Source organism: Vibrio sp. ER1A (assembly GCF_000733315.1).
GTDB lineage: Bacteria > Pseudomonadota > Gammaproteobacteria > Enterobacterales > Vibrionaceae > Vibrio > Vibrio mediterranei.
Genome location: NZ_JPJA01000086.1, coordinates 428,603 through 443,544 on the forward strand (window position 1 = coordinate 428,603; position 14,942 = coordinate 443,544).

Genomic DNA, 14,942 nt, shown 5'->3' on the forward strand with positions numbered 1-14,942 from the left:
CACGATGGTATCGAAAATGCTGAAGCCAAAAAAGCCGAAGAGCGCACTTATGGGATAATTGATCTTAAAATCAATTATTTAGAGCTGGCTTTCTGAATGGGGTGACGGTGTTTTGTACACTAAACATGGCAAAAACTTCATGTTTTCCTACACGATTTTTAGTGTGCTCAAGGAGAAAATTATGACCAAGAGAGCGTAACGCTCTCTTGGAGGTTAGGATAAGTTAATCTTGAAATACTTCTTCTAACATCACGCCTGTAGCGCCACTTGGAGCACTAACGTCTAAATATCCAGATAGTGTAGGGGCGATGTCATAAGGTGTGACAGGGCGCGTAACCGTTTGGGGCTTGAGGTTGTGACCAGCAAAGATGACGGGAACGTGCGTATCGTAGCGCCATGGTGAACCATGCGTTGATGCAATAGTGAGTCCATCCATATCATTAATATAGGTACGAGGACCAAATACCATATAGACGTCGCCGGAGCGAAGAGGGTGATAGTTGTTGCGAATCAGCTCATTAACTCGTGAATCTGGGACTCGATTGCTTGCGATATCCTCACTCGTTACTGCAGTAGCCACCCCTTTTACTTTCATTACTTCTTCAGCAATAACTTTTTGCACATCGCTGAGTGATACATTTTTAGCAGCAATAAGTTCGTGATCGAGGTAAATATACGGCTGTGCGTAGAGCTTAATCACGTCTTTTTCCAGACCAAATTCGTTTTTAAGTCGTGTCATAAGAGCGTCAGTCAACAACGCATCCTTATTGAAATAAAAAGGTTGTCTAAAACCAAGCGTGTTTACAGTTGGAGATGCCTCGGGGACTCCGTGGTCCGCAGAGAGCACGATGAGGGTATTCTCTAGACCAATCGAGTCGTCAACATATTTGAATAAATCGGCGAGTGTTTTGTCCAATCGGATGAGGTTGTCTTCGGTTTCTAAGCTCGATGCGCCATAAAGGTGAACGACGTAATCATTGGAAGAAAAGCTGATAGCCAGATAATCCGTTGCATCTCCGCTTCCTAACTTTTCTTGTGCCAGCAGTGTCTTGGCGAAGTCAGCTGTGATTTCATCGCCAGCTGGACTTACTGTCAACATCGTCGAGTAGTACTTATAAGATGCAGGCCCGTAAGGGTGAGGGAAGGTACGGGCAAATCCGCCTAAATCCACTTTATGATCTTTGCTGTTTTCTTGCAGAGAGTACTGGTCTTTAGGTAGTGACAACTCCCATCGCTTTCCTGAGTATTTGGCAGGAATGGCTTTTTCATTCCATCGATCAACCCAAAATGGGTTGGTGTCGTAATAATAATCACTGGTGACAAACTGAGACTGTGCTTTTGAGAACCAAAAGGCTTTACCACCATGTCCAGCCAGGGAAATTGCACCTCTATCTTTCACTGAAACAGAGAAAACGCGTGATTGTCCATTATTGCTGATAACGAGCTCGTCACTAAATGTGGTCGAAAGAATAGGTTCAGGTGAACGACCATCGCCTGCAGCTGCTTTCTGTGTTGGGTCTATTTCAGTGGATTTATCAACGCCTGCACCAGATGTTAACATTGAATAGTTGGGATCTTCGACGTTGTAGACAAGCCTATCTAATCCTCGGTCAAACCAAACGTTACCGACCATGCCATGTACGGCTGGTGGTGCACCGGTTGCTAGGGAAACATGGCCTACGATGGTTTCGGTATTAGCATGTTCATAATTGGCGTTTTTATAATAAACGCCTTGGTCCATAAGGTATTTAAAACCATTGTCTGAGAAATTGTGTTTGTAACGCTCAATCAGATCTGCACGTAACCCATCAACGGTTATCTGCAGCACGAGATTGGGTTTAGACTCTGTTGCTAACGCCGCGCTAGCGTTGAAACACAAAGTCACCAAAAGTGATGCTGTCACTATTGGTTTTATGAGTTTATTCTTATGCATAGTCTGTCCTTGCCGTGACGATGAAAGCTTATTTGTCTTTCGCGAGTCTAAGGCCCATATCCGACATGATGATTGATTGACTCGCAAAGTCGCGTCGGAAGTTTTCAGATTCGTTCGCGTCGTAAGAGAAACTGCCACCTCTTACGGATTTATGTGAAAGCCCTGAGTCTGAATGTTTGGCGTTATTTGGGTTGTTAACAGGAGAAAAATGGTAGAAGCCGTCATCGAAAGCATCTTGAACAAACTCACCTACGTTTCCAGTCATATCATACAAACCTAGCTCATTAGGTTGTTTCATTCCAACTGGGTGAGCGCGATTATTAGCGTTTTCTGAGTACCAGGCGACGTCATCAATGTTGTTGGAACCCGCGTAGATATATCCTTTAGAGTGGATACCGCCTTTCGCTGCAAACTCCCACTCGGCTTCTGTCGGTAAACGATAGTTTTCGCCGGTCATTTCATTGAGTTTCTCAACGAAGTAGTTGGCTTGTTGCCAACTTAAATTGTTAACTGGCACATTAGGTGCTGCGAAGTAACTCATCGATGAACCCATGACGGACTCGAACAGCTCTTGGGTGACTTCAAATTTGGATAGGTAAAAACTATCGACTCGAACAGAGTGGGCTGGACGCTCTGATTTCGCAGCAGTTTTGGAATCTGAGCCCATAGTAAACTCACCACCTTCAACGAGAACCATATCTTGGTTGATACTCATAGCGATAGGATGGTTGGACGGACTCGCGCAGCCAGAAAGTAGTATAGGTAGCGCAATGATGGCTAAAACAACAAGTAGTTTTGTTGTATTCCATGCCCTTTTTTCCTCTGAGTAATCAGTCATAGTTTGGCTCTGTAGTGTTAAGAAACATCTCCTCAATTTTAACGACTGCCCACTTTCTTTTTGGTTATAAGCACTATAACGCCCGCGTATTTCGCCCTGATATAAAATGCGATGAGTCTCAACATAAAAGGTGCATGAGTTATGGTATTAAGTGTGAATTCAGCTCAGTCGATAGGCGATTCCCGAAAGACAGAGTCCTCACAGTCAATCCACTTATCGCAAGGTCCCCAGTTCCAAGGGAAAGCTTCCAAAAGAATGCATGTGATGGCGAAGCCCATTGGCGCTGTGTGCAACATTGATTGCAATTATTGCTATTACCTGAGTAAACAAGACCTGTTGGAATACAAAAAAGGCTGTTCTCCAGAGATGGACGAAGAGCTTTTAGAGCAGTACATCAAAAACTACATTGAAGGACAGAATACGCCGGAAATTATCTTCTCGTGGCAGGGTGGGGAGCCAACTATGCTTGGCCTCAGTTATTTCGAAAAAGTGGTTGAACTACAAAAGAAATATCAGCCTGTAGGTATTAAGATTTCAAATGACCTGCAAACGAACGGTACACTGCTTGATGATAAATGGTGTGAGTTTCTTGCTAAGAACCAATTCCTTGTTGGACTGAGTATTGATGGCCCACAGATGCTACACGATGCTTACCGAACCAACCGAGCAGGGCGTGGTACACATAAGCAAGTCATGAAGGCAGTTGAACTGCTGCACAAACACAAGGTGAGCTTTGCCACTTTGACCTGCGTTAATAACCTCACGAGCAAGAATCCTTTAGAAGTGTATCGTTTTTTGCGTGATGAAGTGCGTTCACCACAAATGCAGTTTATTCCAATTGTTGAGCAGAAGTCGTTCCGAACCACCGCACCGCAAACATGGAAATCAAATGAGCAGCTCAAGCAAGGAGACAAAAGACTAATTCCCGGTAACGCCAACTCGATTATGGAATCATGGTGCGTTTCTGATGAGGCTTGGGGTAATTTCCTTATTGCCATCTTCGATGAGTGGATTCAACGAGATATCGGCCGTGTGTTTGTTCAGTACTTTGAAGCGAGTGTAGAAACATGGATGGGACGAAAAAACCCGTTATGTACGCTTGGTCAATTGTGTGGCAAAGGCTTAGCAATGGAGCCTAATGGCGATGTTTATAGTTGTGACCATTATGTATACCCCGAGTACAAAATTGGCAATATTAACGAAACTAAATTGGAAACAATGGCTTATAGCCAAGCACAACAAAATTTCGGATTCGCTAAATCTAAGACGTTAACGGCGCAGTGTCAGCAGTGTGACTATCAGTTTGCATGCTATGGCGAATGTCCCAAAAACCGATTTATTAAGACCCGTACAGGTGAGCCTGGGCTCAACTACCTTTGTGCAGGGTGGAAAAAGTTTTTCTCGCACGCAGATAAAGCGATTGCCTATATCTTACGTGCCACCGGCAATCCGGTAGCTCATGGAAAGTACAGCGACCAAGCGATTCGCAATGTTGGATTTGCAACCAAGTTCTAGGAGCCTACCAATGAAAAATAGACATCTGATCGCTTTAGGTGCGATGGCAACGATCTTTAGTCTTTCGGCAGTCAGTGCCGAACCACAGAAAGATCAAGTTACCAAAACCAAACCACAAAGCGTCGCTGCTTCAGCTCAAGAAAGTACGGCGCAACAAATTCAGCGCCTGTCTTATACGGCGCAGAATCAGTCAGAGAACGTACAACGTCGCGTTGATGCTTTGCATCAGCTTAGTCAGTTTCCAAACCAGAATGCACTGGTTGCAGTTTCAAGAGCTCTTAAAGACTCAAACTCTGATATTCGACAAGCAGCCATCGTAGGTGCCAAACCTTATCAGTTTGAATATCGATGGAAGTTGGTTGCTCCATTGTTAAACGATGAAAGCAGTGACGTGCAGTTGGCAGCTTTGGTAAATTTGATCCCTGATTACACCAATATGCATGAGCAGCAGCAACAAGAGCTTGATAAGATTTATCCAAGCGCTATTAAGCAGTTGAAGCAGCACTCTGGTAGTGAAAAGCAGTTACTTCTGGCGGATGTTTACCGTTGGCATCAAGACTTCAGCAGCGCTGAATTAATCTACCAACAGTTGATAACGAACCCTGCAATGGCGACGCAGGTCTCTCTGAGTCTATCGGATAATTATCGAGCGCAACAACAAGATGAGAATGCGCTAGAAGTGTTAAATCGTGCCATAGAAAACGACAGCACTTCAGCTCAATTATACTATTCAAAAGCGTTAACGTTAGTCAGGATAGGCAACAAGAGCGAGGCGGCTATTGCTATCGAACAGGCGACGAAGTACGCGCCTGACAACAGTTATTATTGGTATTTAAATGGCGTACTTCAAGAACCGCTTGATATAGCGAAAGCGACGGACTCATTTGAAAAAGCGTACTTGATTTCTGGTGCGCCAGAACAACTCTACGCGGTTTGTGACATTTATGTGCGAACTGGGCACGAGAAAGCGGAAGTGTGTTTGACTGAACTCGAGCAAGTCGCGCCTCCATACGTCATTGAAGAACTAAAGAGTAAGCAAAAGAAAATTAAGTAATGGTAACGGTAAGTAATGGTTATTAATGTTATTCCTTTCTTTAGGAAACAGTTGGAGATCATCAAAAATAAAGGCATTCTGTACGGTAGTATTCTCTAACAGGATGTGGAACATATGATATTTGAAGATGGGGTTGTACATATTGATTCGTTTTTAGCCGTTACACTGGGTATTATTGTCCTCTTTGTTGGCCGAAGATTGAATCAAGTTGTTGGGTTCTTAAAAGAGTTCAGCATCCCTGAGCCGGTTTCTGGCGGAATTGTGTTTTCGGTTCTTTTTGCGCTGTTTTATATGGCGACATCAATCGAGGTCAGCTTTGATCTTATGGCTCGTGATGTATTACTCGTTTATTTCTTCACGACTATTGGTATTAACGCCAGTTTGGGGGACTTGAAAAAAGGCGGAAAACCACTCGTTATACTGTTGGCAGTGACAATTGCCTACATGATAGTCCAGAATTTAACGGGTATTACCGTTGCTACAGCCTTTGGTTTGGAACCAGTAGCTGGGTTACTCAGTGGCACAGTGTCTCTTATTGGTGGACATGGTACTGCGATCGCGTGGGCTCCAAAAATACAGGAGCAGTTTGGCTTAGATTCAGCGATGGAGCTGGGTATCGCAAGTGCAACTTTTGGTCTTATTCTTGCGAGTATTATGGGGGGCCCCATTGCTAAATTCCTTATCAAGCGATATGACCTTAAACCACAAGAGCAACAGTCGTTAGATATCGGTGTCTCCGACACTCAGCCAGAGCCTAAGATTACCTCTTACGATTTTCTTGACGCCATGTTAGCTATTCATACCTGTATCATCGTTGGTGTGTTCCTAAATGAAGGTATCGAGCAGTTAGGTTTACAGCTTCCGCTTTTTGTAACCTGTCTATTTGCCGGTATCATTCTTTCTAACCTTGTTCCTCATAATTATCCGCGAATCACTGGAACCTCATGGCCTGCTAACAAACCTGCAGTTGCTTTGATTGCCGATATGTCTTTAGGGGCTTTCCTTGCGATGTCACTAATGAGCATGCAGTTATGGACATTAGTGGATTTAGCCGGACCAATTTTCGCGATTTTAGCAGCGCAATTTATCGTGGCGATATTAGTTAACCTTTTCGTTATCTTTCCAGCAATGGGCAAAAACTATGATGCAGCGGTTATTTGTTCGGGCTTTGGTGGTATTTCGTTAGGTTCTACGCCCACGGCAATGGCAAATATGTCGGCGGTAGCGCAAAAGTATGGGAATTCTCATCAAGCATTTATCGTAGTTCCATTGGTCTGTGCGTTTTTTATCGACCTTGCCAATGCGTTTATCATCCCGTATTTCATGGGTGTTCTTATGTAAGTTTTTTTGAACGGTATCTGATTAGAACTTGAATCTTACGCTGTATACCCTAGGTACTATGACTTAGGGGATACAGCCATGACGAACAGACAACGAAACACTCACCATCATCCACTCGACAGTACTTTAGCACAGCAGCTTGCAGACAAACTCTATCAAGGTTCGAATAAGCATCTGCTTTGTAAAGAGCACGACATTTCACTGCAACAACTCAAGTCAGCGGTAAACCAAATACGCTTAAATGAATATCAAGAAATGCCTTGTAGAGATACTCACTATCTTGAAGCCCTTTATAAAAGCTCACTTAGGACACAATGACATTCAGCTAATCAAGGTTAGACGTTATTTGATTGCACCAATTAACATTTTGGTTGCGATATCAATGTTGTTGTAACGTTTTGCTTTTCCTAATACTCGGATACCTTGCATATGGCAGATAATGAACTGCGTAAGCGTACTTACATCGGTGTCCGATTCCAGTTCCTGGCGCTGTTTAGCGTTATTGAGTACATCTGCGATTGCCTTTTCTAATGTGTCAAATAAGGAATCACTGCGTTTGAGTACCATGGAGTTTGTAGCGGCATGTTCAACAACAGCATTTTGTATAAAGCAGCCACAGGTGTTTTCTTTTTGTTTATCGGCAAAAAGGATTAAGAAGTCACGGAGCGCCTCCAACCCGGAATCGGGTTCTCGAAGTGTAGCAAGCTTGGGAAACGAAATTTGCTCTAGGTAATTGTCGAGCGCGAGATAATAAAGCGATTCTTTGTCACCAAACGTGTTGTACAGGCTAAACCGATTGATTCCGAGAGTCTCGATAAGATCATTGATAGAGGTATTCGCATACCCTTTACTCCAGAACAACGTCATTGCCTGCTGCAGTTTCTCTTGTTTACAGAAGTTTGCCTTTCTCGCCATTTCAATACTCTTAAACACGGTTCTAATCGTTCAATATTACAGAAAATTATTCTTGACCGATCGTTTAGTTATTTCGTAGATTATATCTGAACGATCGGTTAGATAAAAGGGATAGTAATGAAACTGTACGAACAAGCGGCAACAGTAAGCTGTAAGCGACTCAATTTATTTTTACGTGAAATTGATGCAACAGGGTTTGAGCGAGTTGAAATCAACGTTCGAGAAGGGGACAACTTAAGCGACGCCTATAAGGCAAAAAGTGCCAATGGTAAGGTGCCATTGCTAGAGCTTGATGATGGTAGTTTCTTAAGTGAAACCGTTGCTATTAGTCGGTATTTTGATGAGTTGCAACCGAACGGCTTGGATTTGTTTGGAGATAGCGTAGCGGCTCGTGCCAAGGTTGAAATGTGGAATCGCATCGTTGAAATCGATGGAATTCAAAATGCATTTCAAGCGTTTCGAAATACGACTGGGCTGTACAAAGACCGAGAGAATTGTATAGAGGCTTGGGGCGTAGAAGCGAAGCATCGGGTGGAGCTTTTTTTACCGAAACTTGATAAGCAGCTCTCTCAATCCGATTATGTAGCGACAGAGCGCTATACTATCGCTGATATTAGTGCATATATATTTGTTGTTGTGGCTATCAATGCACTGAAAATTGAAGTGTTAGAGCCTTACCTAAATATCAAGCGTTGGTTTGAGGTTGTGTCATCTCGTCCTGCCATGCAAGGTTAACGTAAGTGCGAGGTTAAGGTTGTTTAGGTTGGTTTCCATCGCTCTAGGCTGGATGCCAACCTTTAGTCATCTCGTGTTTGGATTTGAAAATTCTCATAAACTCACTAGGTTTAAAAGAAAGCTCTAGTAGGAGAACTCTTAGTGAGTCAAAAGAAAATACTAATGGTCATCACATCCCATGACCGTCTTGGCGATGTAAATGAGAAGACGGGCTTTTGGCTTGAAGAATTCGCATCTCCTTACTATGTCTTTAAGGCCGCTGGCTTACATATTACTCTTTGTTCTCCTAAGGGGGGACAGCCTCCAATTGACCCCAAGAGCACACTTCCAGAGTTTCAAACTGAGTCCACCACCAAATTCGAGCAAGATCCAGTCGCGCAAACCCACCTAGCTCAAACTCTAAGACTAGTAGAAGTTCAAGCCTCAGATTATGATGCTGTTTTTTATCCTGGTGGGCATGGTCCCCTCTGGGATCTAACCTGTGACCCAGATTCTGTTTCTCTTATCGATGATTTTTTCAGTCAAGGCAAGCCCGTAGCGACTGTCTGTCATGCCTCCGGCGTCCTTATCAATGTTGTTGGAGATGACGAAGAGCCGATAGTAAAGGGCAAAAGAGTGACTGGTTTTAGTAATAGTGAAGAACAAGCCGTTGGTTTGAGTGAAGTTGTGCCATACCTTGTTGAAGAAGAACTCACCAATTGCGGAGGGCTCTATTTTAAGGGTGATGACTGGAGTTGTTACGTTGAAATAGACGGGCAATTAATCACGGGTCAAAACCCCGCAAGCTCTGCAGCTACCGCAGAAGCTGTCGTGGATCATCTTAATTCAGGACGTTAGATATGAAACACAATTTAGTTACTTTTACTGTTGAAAGGCTCACTACAAAGTGTGATGACAGCGAAATTGTTTGCTTTCGTTGATCTATATCTGACGTTTTGTTGACATAGTAAATAGTGTATTAGATTCAATTAGAGCAATATATTTTAGTTAATTACTCTACTGGTTCTAGCAATGACTATAAAAACTGAACGTGAAAAGATGTTAGCGGGTGAAGCTTATCAAGCTTGGGATGAAGAGCTGCTTCAAGCGCGTGTAAACTGCCGAAAAATTCTAAAAAAACTCAATGATAGTATCCCTAACACAGAGGAATGGAAACAAGCTCAAGAGGCGTTAATTCCTAATCGCTCTGGTAATCTATATCTGGAGCCACCATTTCGATGTGATTATGGTGAAAATATTCATGTTGGAAAAAACTTTTACGCTAACTTCAATTGCGTCATCTTAGACGTCAATGTGGTTGAGATAGGCGACAATGTTCTTTTTGCTCCTAATGTACAAATATATACGGCAGGCCATCCACTGGATGTTAAAGGTCGAGTCGAGGATGAAGTGGAGTTTGGTCTACCTATTAAAATTGGGCACAATGTTTGGTTAGGTGGCGGCGTTATTGTTTGTCCAGGCGTTACTATTGGTGACAATGCTGTTATTGGTGCAGGAAGCGTGGTAACAAAGGACATTCCGGCTAATAGTTTGGCGGTAGGCAATCCTTGTAAGGTTATTAAGGAAATCGATAATGGCCAACGGTCCAGTCAATAAATGCCTATTTTGCGTCTTAACGCAAGAATAAAATAAAGCAAAAACAGTAATTTAACTTTGCGTCAAAAAATTGTTGATTGGATAACGATTTTTTGACGTTTTGTTTGATGTCCATTCCATAAAAATTTATCATAACGGCGTTAGTTCTATAAGTTTCTATTTGTAGTGGATTTGGCGTTGCAGTATTCGGATTTTGAATTGTCATTAGGTTTGATGGAAAAAGCGTTGGAAAGTGCTTCTGCTGCTGTCCTAATTACTGACGTCAACGCACATATCAAATACGCTAATAAACAATTCTATAATCTTACTGGATACTGTGAGCAAGAAGTGATCGGGAAAAATCCTAATTTTCTTCGCTCTGGAAAAACAACCGAAAAAACCTACCGTGATATGTGGTCGAAACTTCTTTCCGGCAAGGATTGGTATGGTGAGCTGATAAATAGAAAAAAGAATGGTACGTTGTTTGTGGAAAAAGCACACATTAGTCCATTCGAGTATCAAGGCCAAAAATTCTATATTGCGGTCAAACGAGATGTTACCTCCGAAAAGAACTTAACCGAAAAACTAAGTGATTTAGCGTACTTTGACGCACTCACTCGTTTGCCTAATAGAACGTCATTTTTCGATCATCTTCAGAATTTCTTAGTAGAGCACCAAGAGTCCACTGAACCATATTCGTTGCTGTTAATTGATTTAAACGAATTTAAATCAATTAATGACAGTAAAGGGCATGATTATGGTGATCTCTTTCTACAAAATGTCGCCAGACGTTTTAAGAATGTGGTAGGGGAAGACGGAGTTGTTGCTCGTCTAGGCGGGGATGAGTTCGTTGTGTTATTGCCTAAGTGTGATGTAGACGTTGCAGAGCGTGTTGCCCAAAATCTATTGGATGCCATCGCTTACATCGAAATCGGTAATAAATCCGAGCGCGGCTCAGCTGCGGTTGGTATTACAACGAACGAGAGTAAGCGTATTCCAACCAGTTTGCTTCTTAAGCAAGCTGACCTTGCCATGTATCGTGCCAAGCAATGCCAAACGATGTGGGTAAGTTATAACGAAGAGATGGGAACCCAGTGGGGACGTAAAAAAGCCCTAGCCCAAAGGCTTGCTGAGGCTATAGAGCTGCATAAGCTAGAAGTTAGCTTTATGCCAGTCATCGATCTTCATAAGAATGAAGTGGTTGCTTATAAGAGCCGTTTAGAGTGGGTGGATAAAGTTCTTGGTAACGTCGATCGCTTTGAGTTTATTCCTATTGCGGAAGAGTCGCAGTTGGTTCGCAAACTTAATTTATTTACTATCGAGCAGGCTTGTAAATACGCAACCGTAGGTGAGCTAAAAACGGTTGCCGTTAAAGTGTCTTCAAAGAATTTTGGTCACGGTTTGTTTGTTCAAGAAGTTATTGAAATTCTTGAGCGCTTTAAATTGCCTCCACAGTGTCTAGTATTAGAAGTGTTTGAAGATATGCTTTCTAAAAAGCGCTGCGTTGATGAGCTTTACCAATTAGTCGATTTCGGCTGTCAAATTACCGTCGCAGATTTTGGAATGGGTCATATTTCCATCTCCGAATTGCGTGCTCTGCCTATCCAAAAACTAAAAGTAGGTGCTCAACTGACAGAAGAAATTGCGCAAGATACTTCGGTAGAGCAGGTGGCTAAAGCGATTGTTGGGTTAGCTAAAGTGCTTAATATCGAAACTATTGCGGAAGGGGTTACGACTGAACAGCAACTGCAGTCGTTAAAAACGATTGGCTGCCATTTTGCATCAGGTCCTTACATTTCATTTCGTATGCAACAAGGTAGCTAAGCTGCCTATTTCCTTCTTTTAATTCCAATTGTCACAATTTGAAACCATTCACGGAAAACTCATCGAAACGTTTCGATAGTCCGATCTGGCTCACACTTGCCCATTCCCTCTCTCGATCTTTTGATTAACTACGCTAGGATTGTCATCGAAACGTTTCGATGACAGAATTATCAAAAAATATTTATCCAGAATACAGTCTCGATAAAGCCGCATGAAGCAGGTATAAGACATGAAAAAAAGTGCTCTAATTAACTCTGAACTTTCCTATTTAGTGTCCACATTAGGTCACACAGATGAAGTGACTATTTGTGATGCAGGGTTACCTATAGCAGACCACGTGCAGCGCATCGATCTTGCGTTAACTCACGGAGTTCCCGCCTTCCTGGATACGGTTAAAGTTTATCTTGGAGAAGCGCAAATCGAAGGTGTGATAATTGCAGAGGAATTTAAACAAGTAAGCCCTGAACTCCATGACGCACTGATTACGACGATAGAAGAAGAGAAGCAAGCAACGGGTAAAGCGATTTCAGTTGCATATATTTCACATGAAGAGTTCAAAGTAAGAACACACGATTCAAAAGCGGTAGTGAGAACAGGTGAATGTACACCTTATGCTAACGTGATTTTTCAAGCGGGCGTCGTCTTTTAGTCCGGCAAGCACAGACAGTACAGGACAACTAACATGCTGCAACCAATATTACAATTAAGCGATATTGAAAAAGCTTTCCCAGGGGTCAAAGCCTTGGATAAAGCCAGTTTGAATGTGTATCCGGGCAAAGTCATGGCTTTGCTAGGTGAAAATGGCGCTGGTAAATCGACGTTAATGAAAGTGTTGACAGGTATTTATTCTAAAGACTCTGGAGATTTGCGCTATCAAGGTACTGAAGCTGCATTCCAAGGTCCAAGAGACTCTCAGCAAGCTGGCATCAGTATTATCCACCAAGAGTTAAATCTAATTCCCGAGCTTACTATTGCGGAAAACATCTTTCTAGGTCGAGAAAAAACGAACGCGTTTGGTCGCATTCTGTGGACTGAGATGTATGCCGAAGCCGATCGTTTGTTGGCTCGTTTGAATGTAAAGCACAGCTCCAAAACACCATTGGGTGAGTTGAGTCTGGGTGAGCAACAGATGGTGGAAATTGCCAAGGCACTATCGTTCGAATCAAAAGTCATCATTATGGATGAACCAACCGACGCATTAACTGACACCGAGACTGAGTCGCTATTTAGCGTCATTAATGAGCTGCGCGATCAGGGTTGCGGCATAGTTTACATTTCACACCGTTTGAAAGAAATCTTTGAGATTTGTGACGACATCACGGTATTGCGTGATGGCAAGTTCATCGGTCAACGCACTGTAGCGGAAACCGATGAAGACCTACTTATTGAAATGATGGTTGGTCGTAAGTTAGACGAACAATATCCTCGCATTGATGCGGTTCACGGTAAAACAAGCTTAGAAGTGCAAAACCTGTCAGGTCCAGGCGTGAATGATGTTAGCTTTACCTTAGACCAAGGAGAAATTCTGGGAATCTCCGGGCTTATGGGGGCAGGGCGCACCGAGCTTATGAAGATTATTTATGGTGCTCGCAAGCGAGAGTCTGGCTCTGTGATACTCAATGGTAAAACCATTAACCCAAGCAGCCCTCAGGATGGCTTGGCAAATGGTATCGCTTATATCTCCGAAGACCGTAAGGGTGACTGTTTGGTACTCGGTTTATCCGTTAAAGAGAACATGTCTCTTTGTGCCCTCGAACAGTTGTCTAAAGGTGCCCAGATTCAACATGGTGAGGAAGTGATTGCAGTAGAGGACTTCATTAAGCTCTTTAACATCAAAACACCGTCTCGTGATCAGATCATCGGTAACTTATCGGGTGGTAACCAGCAGAAGGTAGCTATTGCCAAAGGGTTGATGACCAAACCAAAAGTTCTGATTCTGGACGAACCCACTCGTGGCGTTGATGTCGGTGCGAAAAAAGAAATCTATCAGCTTATCAACAAATTTAAAGCAGATGGTATGAGCATCATTCTCGTATCATCAGAAATGCCTGAAGTATTGGGTATGAGTGATCGCATTTTGGTTATGCATGAAGGGCATATAAGCGGAGAGTTTATGGCACACGAAGCAGACCAAGAAAAACTATTAGCATGCGCTGTCGGCAAAAATGTAAGTGAGGAAGCAGCATGAGCAACAAAACAATGAGCGTTGACACGGAAAAAAAGAAGCCTCTTTTTAACAAAGAGTGGTTAATTGAGCAGAAGTCGCTGATCGCTTTGATCTTCTTGATTGTCGTGGTGTCATTCCTTAACCCTAACTTTTTCACCGTAGACAATATTCTGAATATTCTACGCCAAACCTCTGTTAACGCTATTATCGCGGTGGGTATGACCTTGGTCATTTTGACGGCGGGTATCGACTTGAGTGTTGGCTCGGTATTAGCTCTTTGCGGTGCGTTTGCAGCAAGTTTGATTGCCATGGAAGTGCCGGTATTAATTGCCGTTCCTACTGCTTTACTTGCAGGTGCTGCATTGGGTGCGATCAGTGGCATCATTATCGCGAAAGGTAAGGTGCAAGCCTTTATAGCAACATTGGTAACGATGACCTTGTTACGCGGTGTCACTATGGTTTACACCGATGGTCGTCCGATTTCAACTGGCTTCACTGATACCGCTGATGCGTTCGCATGGTTTGGTACAGGCTACGCTATGGGCATTCCGGTACCAGTCTGGATTATGGTGATTGTTTTTGCGGCAGCATGGTACCTACTTAACCATACACGATTTGGTCGTTATGTTTACGCACTAGGCGGCAATGAATCAGCGACACGTTTGTCTGGTATAAACGTCGACAAAGTAAAAATCGGTGTGTACGCCATCTGTGGTTTGTTAGCAGCACTAGCAGGCATCATAGTCACTTCCCGTTTATCATCAGCACAACCTACGGCAGGTATGGGCTATGAGTTAGATGCTATCGCTGCCGTTGTTCTTGGTGGTACTAGCTTGATGGGCGGTAAAGGACGAATCATGGGAACCTTAATCGGTGCTCTTATTATTGGCTTCCTAAACAATGCTCTGAACCTATTAGATGTTTCCTCTTACTACCAAATGATTGCTAAAGCAGTGGTAATTCTGCTGGCAGTACTGGTAGACAACAAAAACAAGTAATAACTCGTAAACACAATTTAACAATAACTGGCTCGACATTAAGTTGA

General features: G+C 43.0%; 14 protein-coding genes. 11 read left to right on the top strand and 3 right to left on the bottom strand.

Annotated features, from left to right (window positions below; genetic code table 11):
• Positions 1-223: 223 nt before the first annotated feature.
• Positions 224-1,933 carry an alkaline phosphatase family protein gene (locus HW45_RS09350; RefSeq protein ID WP_051867962.1) on the bottom strand — a complete coding sequence of 570 codons (1,710 nt, stop codon included), beginning with the start codon at positions 1,931-1,933 and terminating at the stop codon, positions 224-226.
• A 28-nt stretch (positions 1,934-1,961) separates the two neighbouring features.
• A complete protein-coding gene (locus HW45_RS09355; protein WP_038226550.1) occupies positions 1,962-2,771 on the bottom strand; it encodes a formylglycine-generating enzyme family protein in 810 nt (269 codons plus the stop codon).
• A 207-nt stretch (positions 2,772-2,978) separates the two neighbouring features.
• On the opposite strand from HW45_RS09355, the gene HW45_RS09360 reads away from it, so the two are divergent.
• The 4 genes from HW45_RS09360 (at position 2,979) to HW45_RS09375 (ending at position 6,999) form a co-directional block, all read left to right on the top strand.
• Positions 2,979-4,286 carry an anaerobic sulfatase maturase gene (locus HW45_RS09360; RefSeq protein WP_038227711.1) on the top strand — a complete coding sequence of 436 codons (1,308 nt, stop codon included), beginning with the start codon at positions 2,979-2,981 and terminating at the stop codon, positions 4,284-4,286.
• Between the two features lie 10 nt (positions 4,287-4,296).
• On the top strand, positions 4,297-5,340 hold the full coding sequence (locus HW45_RS09365; RefSeq protein WP_038226552.1) for a hypothetical protein: 1,044 nt from the start codon (positions 4,297-4,299) through the stop codon (positions 5,338-5,340).
• 114 nt (positions 5,341-5,454) lie between these two features.
• Positions 5,455-6,681, top strand: coding sequence for a sodium/glutamate symporter (gene gltS / locus HW45_RS09370; RefSeq protein ID WP_038226553.1), 1,227 nt, complete (start codon positions 5,455-5,457; stop codon positions 6,679-6,681).
• Positions 6,682-6,759: 78 nt separating this feature from the next.
• Positions 6,760-6,999 carry a hypothetical protein gene (locus HW45_RS09375; RefSeq protein ID WP_038226555.1) on the top strand — a complete coding sequence of 80 codons (240 nt, stop codon included), beginning with the start codon at positions 6,760-6,762 and terminating at the stop codon, positions 6,997-6,999.
• A gap of 24 nt (positions 7,000-7,023) precedes the next feature.
• On the opposite strand, the gene HW45_RS09380 is transcribed toward HW45_RS09375, so the two are convergent.
• Complete coding sequence (locus HW45_RS09380) at positions 7,024-7,596, bottom strand: TetR/AcrR family transcriptional regulator (RefSeq protein ID WP_038226557.1); 573 nt, start codon at positions 7,594-7,596, stop codon at positions 7,024-7,026.
• Between the two features lie 117 nt (positions 7,597-7,713).
• Between HW45_RS09380 and HW45_RS09385 the strand changes: the two genes are divergently transcribed.
• The 7 genes from HW45_RS09385 to rbsC all read left to right on the top strand — a co-directional run bounded on the left by HW45_RS09385 (position 7,714) and on the right by rbsC (position 14,895).
• Positions 7,714-8,331, top strand: a complete 618-nt coding sequence (locus HW45_RS09385; protein WP_038226558.1) for a glutathione binding-like protein — start codon at positions 7,714-7,716, stop codon at positions 8,329-8,331.
• Positions 8,332-8,493: 162 nt separating this feature from the next.
• Positions 8,494-9,168: a type 1 glutamine amidotransferase domain-containing protein gene (locus HW45_RS09390; RefSeq protein WP_038226560.1), complete on the top strand. Its 675-nt coding sequence runs from the start codon at positions 8,494-8,496 to the stop codon at positions 9,166-9,168.
• Positions 9,169-9,348: 180 nt separating this feature from the next.
• Positions 9,349-9,927 (top strand): sugar O-acetyltransferase, encoded by a 579-nt coding sequence (locus tag HW45_RS09395; protein WP_038227712.1) that lies wholly within the window; start codon positions 9,349-9,351, stop codon positions 9,925-9,927.
• A 198-nt stretch (positions 9,928-10,125) separates the two neighbouring features.
• Positions 10,126-11,730: a sensor domain-containing protein gene (locus tag HW45_RS09400; RefSeq protein WP_160171213.1), complete on the top strand. Its 1,605-nt coding sequence runs from the start codon at positions 10,126-10,128 to the stop codon at positions 11,728-11,730.
• Between the two features lie 229 nt (positions 11,731-11,959).
• The gene (gene rbsD, locus HW45_RS09405; protein WP_038226564.1) at positions 11,960-12,379 is read left to right on the top strand and encodes a D-ribose pyranase; all 420 of its coding nucleotides are present in this window, start codon (positions 11,960-11,962) and stop codon (positions 12,377-12,379) included.
• Positions 12,380-12,412: 33 nt separating this feature from the next.
• Positions 12,413-13,918 (top strand): ribose ABC transporter ATP-binding protein RbsA, encoded by a 1,506-nt coding sequence (rbsA, locus tag HW45_RS09410; RefSeq protein ID WP_038226566.1) that lies wholly within the window; start codon positions 12,413-12,415, stop codon positions 13,916-13,918.
• Positions 13,915-14,895: a ribose ABC transporter permease gene (gene rbsC, locus HW45_RS09415; protein ID WP_006070511.1), complete on the top strand. Its 981-nt coding sequence runs from the start codon at positions 13,915-13,917 to the stop codon at positions 14,893-14,895. Before rbsA ends, rbsC begins: the two co-directional genes overlap by 4 nt.
• The last annotated feature ends 47 nt before the right edge of the window (positions 14,896-14,942 follow it).

Excerpts from the sequence above, each read along its gene's own strand:
- HW45_RS09350 (WP_051867962.1), bottom strand. The coding sequence starts at position 1,933 with ATGCATAAGAATAAACTCATAAAACCAATAGTGACAGCATCACTTTTG.
- HW45_RS09355 (WP_038226550.1), bottom strand. The coding sequence starts at position 2,771 with ATGACTGATTACTCAGAGGAAAAAAGGGCATGGAATACAACAAAACTA.
- HW45_RS09365 (WP_038226552.1), top strand. The coding sequence starts at position 4,297 with ATGAAAAATAGACATCTGATCGCTTTAGGTGCGATGGCAACGATCTTT.
- gltS (WP_038226553.1), top strand. The coding sequence starts at position 5,455 with ATGATATTTGAAGATGGGGTTGTACATATTGATTCGTTTTTAGCCGTT.
- HW45_RS09375 (WP_038226555.1), top strand. The coding sequence starts at position 6,760 with ATGACGAACAGACAACGAAACACTCACCATCATCCACTCGACAGTACT.
- HW45_RS09380 (WP_038226557.1), bottom strand. The coding sequence starts at position 7,596 with ATGGCGAGAAAGGCAAACTTCTGTAAACAAGAGAAACTGCAGCAGGCA.
- HW45_RS09385 (WP_038226558.1), top strand. The coding sequence starts at position 7,714 with ATGAAACTGTACGAACAAGCGGCAACAGTAAGCTGTAAGCGACTCAAT.
- HW45_RS09390 (WP_038226560.1), top strand. The coding sequence starts at position 8,494 with ATGGTCATCACATCCCATGACCGTCTTGGCGATGTAAATGAGAAGACG.
- rbsD (WP_038226564.1), top strand. The coding sequence starts at position 11,960 with ATGAAAAAAAGTGCTCTAATTAACTCTGAACTTTCCTATTTAGTGTCC.
- rbsA (WP_038226566.1), top strand. The coding sequence starts at position 12,413 with ATGCTGCAACCAATATTACAATTAAGCGATATTGAAAAAGCTTTCCCA.
- rbsC (WP_006070511.1), top strand. The coding sequence starts at position 13,915 with ATGAGCAACAAAACAATGAGCGTTGACACGGAAAAAAAGAAGCCTCTT.